The sequence below is a fragment of the uncultured Boseongicola sp. genome (assembly GCF_937988555.1).
Taxonomy (GTDB): Bacteria; Pseudomonadota; Alphaproteobacteria; order Rhodobacterales; family Rhodobacteraceae; genus Boseongicola.
Window position 1 is genome coordinate 1 of record NZ_CALJXO010000119.1, and the last position, 4,508, is coordinate 4,508.

General features: G+C 60.0%; 4 protein-coding genes. 1 reads left to right on the forward strand and 3 read right to left on the reverse strand.

All coding sequences use genetic code 11. The annotated features are described in order from the left end of the window. From Q1B15_RS06430 to Q1B15_RS06440, 3 genes are all read right to left on the reverse strand, one after another. A partial coding sequence (locus Q1B15_RS06430) for a peptidoglycan -binding protein (protein WP_299751815.1) occupies window positions 1-1,708 on the reverse strand: 1,708 nt, incomplete at its 3' end. 3 nt (window positions 1,709-1,711) lie between these two features. Then, window positions 1,712-2,905 carry a biopolymer transporter ExbB gene (locus Q1B15_RS06435; protein WP_299751818.1) on the reverse strand — a complete coding sequence of 398 codons (1,194 nt, stop codon included), beginning with the start codon at window positions 2,903-2,905 and terminating at the stop codon, window positions 1,712-1,714. Between the two features lie 75 nt (window positions 2,906-2,980). After that, window positions 2,981-3,544 carry a gamma-glutamylcyclotransferase gene (locus Q1B15_RS06440; protein WP_299751821.1) on the reverse strand — a complete coding sequence of 188 codons (564 nt, stop codon included), beginning with the start codon at window positions 3,542-3,544 and terminating at the stop codon, window positions 2,981-2,983. A 43-nt stretch (window positions 3,545-3,587) separates the two neighbouring features. Here Q1B15_RS06440 and Q1B15_RS06445 point away from each other — a divergent pair. Then, a partial coding sequence (locus tag Q1B15_RS06445) for a DUF2125 domain-containing protein (protein WP_299751824.1) occupies window positions 3,588-4,508 on the forward strand: 921 nt, incomplete at its 3' end.

Here is a 4,508-nt window from a genome sequence, read left to right on the forward strand (position 1 = left end):
CAAGGTCGGCAACCTGATTTTGCAGCCGTTCGGCCTCGATCCGAAGGCGCTCGGCCTCGGCCGCTTCCAAATCAGCGGCCCGTTTGGCTTCTTGCGCGGCGCGGGCCAAAGCGGTGTTCAACTGCGAGCCCAGGGCCTCGATCCGCACTTGCGCATCGCCGTCGGCGTCGGCTGCTGCGTCCAACAGCGCCTGGAGCGATCCCAACTCGGCCCGCAAAGCGGCGACCTGCTGGTTCAATGCTGCGACTTCGCGCTGGCTTTGCGCGGACAGCGATTCCTCTTCGGCCAACTGCTGACGGGCAGTCGACAATAGTGCGGCCTGTCGTTCCTGCTCTGTCATGACCTCGGTTGTGGTGACTTCGGCTGCCAGTTTGGCCGCCAAGGCAGCAGCCAACTGGTCACGCACTGTGGCCGTTTCCGCACTTGCTTCATTCAGCTCCGCAATTTCAGCGAGAAGCGCGTCGCGCTCCGTGGTCAGGGCCGCAACGCGCGCGTCCGTGTCCGATGCAGTTGCGTCCAGTTCGGCAAGACGCGCTTCAGCCACCGAAAGATCGGCGCGCATGTTTGCAAGTTCAGCCTGCGCTTCTTCACGTTCCAACTGCGCGATCTGCAACATGTCGGCAAGCTCCGTCGCGAGAGATTCGGTGTCCCCCAACGTGGCTTCGCGATTGGCGAGCGCCGCATCGCGGTCCTCAAGTGTCAAAAGCGCTTGCGTGAGTTTGTCGTTCAACTCGGATTCCACCGCATTGGCCGCCGCCAAAAGGGTAAGCGTGTCTTCAGCCTGCTGACGCTGCGCTTCAAGCGCAAGCGACATGGCGGTCAATTCCGCATCCGCGTTTTCAAGCCGCGCCCGCAAGGCCGCCGCCGCGGCGGCCTCGGCCAATCGCGCCTGTTCTTCCTCGCTAAGGGCGCCCTCTGCGTCCGCAAGCCGTGCGCGCAAAGCTTCGGTCACCGCCAGTTCGCGAAGCCGTGCGGCCTCTGCTGTTTCCAACTCGGCCGTCAGCGACGCGGTGCGCGCATCCGCTTCGGCCAAGATGGCCTCGTTAACCTCGGCGCGCTGAAGGGCCGCAAGGGCTTGCGATAGAGATGTTTCACGCGTTTCAGCCTCGGCCTGCAAGTCAGCCGTAAGCGCTTCCAGTGCCTCGCGGCGAGCAGCCGCCAATCGGGCCACTTCGGTTTGCGCGTCAATCTCGGTGCGCGCCTGCGCCAAAGCGAGGCGCATTGCCTCTTGTTCGGAGATCAAAACAGCGCGAGCCGCTTCAAGGTCTTCGACGTTGGCGGCAAGTTCAGCGCCAAGCGTGAGCGCATCGTTGCGTTCGGACAAAAGCGTGGCGACCTGCGCTTCAAACGACGCAATTTCTGCATCGCGTTCAGACAGCGCCCGGGCTTGCGTATCTACCTGACCCGTTAGGTTTGCGATCAAAGACGACTGTCGGTCGCTTTCCGTTTGTAGGGATTCCAGGTCATCTTCAAGCTGCGAGGTTGTCTGTTGGGACAGACCAAGCGCCATCGACAGCGACGTGACCTCGGCAGCCAGCTGATCCAACTCAGTTTCCTGACCCGTGATCGTTTCACGCTGAACGGCCTGCATGACCATGAAGATCGTCAGGACGAACATCAAAACCAGAAGCAGTGCGGTCATCGCATCGACAAAGCCGGGCCAGATTGCCCCTGACATCCGCTGCGACGATCGTCTGGTCAGGGCCATCGCTTAGACCGAACTGCCAGAGCGGTCGCGGCCCAGATCACGGACCGCCTTCGTCAGCTGCCCAAGGTCCGAGCGCAGTTCGCCCAAAGATTCCTGCCGGCCCGCTGACATTTCTTCGAGGATCCGTAGCATCTGAACGTCCATCGAACGCAGGCGCATCCGGCTTTCCGCATCAACCTGACCCGTACCTTCGGTCACCAGCGTTTCAATCGCTTCGCTCAGGCGTTCCTGACTGTTTATGACGCCAGTCATATCTGGGCCGGCGTTCACATCGCCCTCGCCCATACGATCCGCAAGCTGCGAGACTGCGCTCGCCAGCATTCCGAGGCGATCTTCCGCCGCTTCACGACGCGACGCGGCTTCTTCATAAAACGCCTGCATCTGATCCAAACGCTCAGCCATATGTTCGGCCAGTTGCGCAACGGCCCCCGTATCCATGCCGCCGCCGTCGCCACCTTCATCTGCGGAATAGCCGATGCGGGTGATGCTTGAGAGCCATTCCTCAAGCTCGCGGTAGAACCGATTCTGGCCGTGGCTTGCAAATAATTCTAGCAAGCCCACGACAAGGGAGCCCGCAAGACCGATCAACGAGGATGCAAACGCCACGCCCATGCCGCCAAGCTGCGCCTCAAGGCCTTTCATTAGTCGTTCGAAGACCGCGACGCCGGTGTCGCCCTCTTGCGGCGCAAGCGAGCGGATCGTATCAACGACGGCGGGAACCGTGGTCGCAAGTCCGTAAAACGTTCCCAGAAGGCCAAGGAAAATCAACAGATTGACGATGTATCGCGTAATATCACGCGCCTCGTCGATCCGTGTTGCAACGGAATCGAGCACCGATCGCGTGGAAGACACCCCAAGCTGCATCCGTGCGCCACGTTTGCGCAAAAGATTGGCAAGAGGGGCCAGAAGGCGGGGGGCGGCGGTGAATTGATGGCCGGGGCGATCGCGGGCAAATCCCTCGATCCAGATCACCGAGCTGACCAATTGATAGACCTGCCAGAAACAGGCAAATACGCCTATGACAAACACAAAGGCGATGAAGCCATTGAGGTAGGGGTTTGCCAGAAAGACTGGCGCAACTTGCGGGTAGGCAACATATGCACCAGCACCGACCAGTCCCAAAACGGTCAGCATCGTCAGGATCTGACGATAGGGTTGCGTGAATTGTAGCTCGACCTCGCGGTCCGGTTTGTCCATCAAGGGTCCGGTCCTGTGGTTGTTATATTTGAGGTAGGATAGGCGAAGGTCAGGGCGCTGCCAACCTCAAACAAATCAGGCCGTAGAAACGATTTCGCGGACCCGCTTGTTCAGCCATTCCAGCTCGTGATCTTCGATGCCCAATTCGCCCAAGTGATTGACAGTATTCCATAAATACTCGGTATTGGGGCCGCGGCCGCCAACGGCGTGAGCAATGATCTGCGCCTGCCGTTCACGCTCGATCCCGCCAACGTATTGCACATGGTCGGTGTCGACGACGTAAGCCAGTGCCTGAACCGTCTCGCCGTCTTCAAACGCAACCGGCAGAACACGCTCGATATAGGCCGAGGAAATCAATTCCCGCTCACGCAAATAGGCAACTGTGGCTACGGCCTCGGCGTCCGGAACCGCGAAGGCCACACCAATGCAAGACGCATCTTCGACGGGATCGAGCGCCAACACCAGGCCGGGGTCATCGTCCGTTCCGCGATGGTGAATTGATGACATGCAGAAACTGCGCTGAAACCCCGACATGGTGGCCAAGCGCCGTTCGGCCACCGGAAAGCCCGGGTTCCAGATCAGCGATCCGTAGCCGAAGACCCACAAAGGGGCGGGAAGCGCGTCTGGTCCTTCGTTCATATCGCTACTAATACGAAGCAATGTCGCAGGGGGAAAGTGCCAAATGGGTCGTCTGATTGTTGTCATTCTTGTCGCGTCGCTTGGGTGGATGGCGTGGTGGGCGTTTGGGTCAACCGCACTTGATCGCACACTTACATCCTGGGTCGAGGAGCGACGCGCCGAAGGCTGGGCCGCCGACGTCGCCGAGATTGATGTGGCTGGCTTTCCCAACCGCTTCGATACCACCCTAAGTGACGTGCGCCTTGCTGATCCTGAGACCGGTGTAGCCTGGTCGGCGCCGTTCTTGCAGCTGCTTGCGCTGGCCTACAAACCGCATCAGGTGATCGCCGTTCTGCCAAACGAGCATCGCCTGTCTACACCGCTGCAAACTTTGACGTTCACCCACGAGCAGGCGCGCGGCTCGATCTTTCTTGAGCCAAGCCCGTCCCTGCGGCTGGACCGCTCGACCATCATCGTTGACGCATTGGACATAGGTTCAAGCCTTGGATGGACCGTGAGTCTCGACCAGGGGCGCTTTGCGACTGAACAAATCCCCGCGCGCGCGAATGCACATCGGATCGGTGCCGAATTGTCCGGCTTTCACCCGACAAAAGTCACCCGGCAGCTTCTTGATCCCGCCGGCCTTCTTCCAGATGCCTTCGAACGCCTGCACTTTGATGCGGACATCGGGTTCACTGCACCATGGGATCGCGAGGCCGTTGAGAGCGCAAGACCACAAATCACCGATTTAGATCTTGCAGATCTTTCGGTCGAATGGGGGAGCATCACATTGCGCGCGGCGGGCTCAGTCACGGTCGATGCCCGAGGCACTCCAACAGGCAAGATTTCGATCAAAGCCGTCGATTGGCGCCGCCTTCTGGACCTTGCCGTGGCAAGCGGGTTGGTGACCCAGTCGTTTGCCCCAAAGCTTGAAGGCGCGCTTGAATTACTTGCATTGCTAAAAGGGCCATCGGACACAATCGAC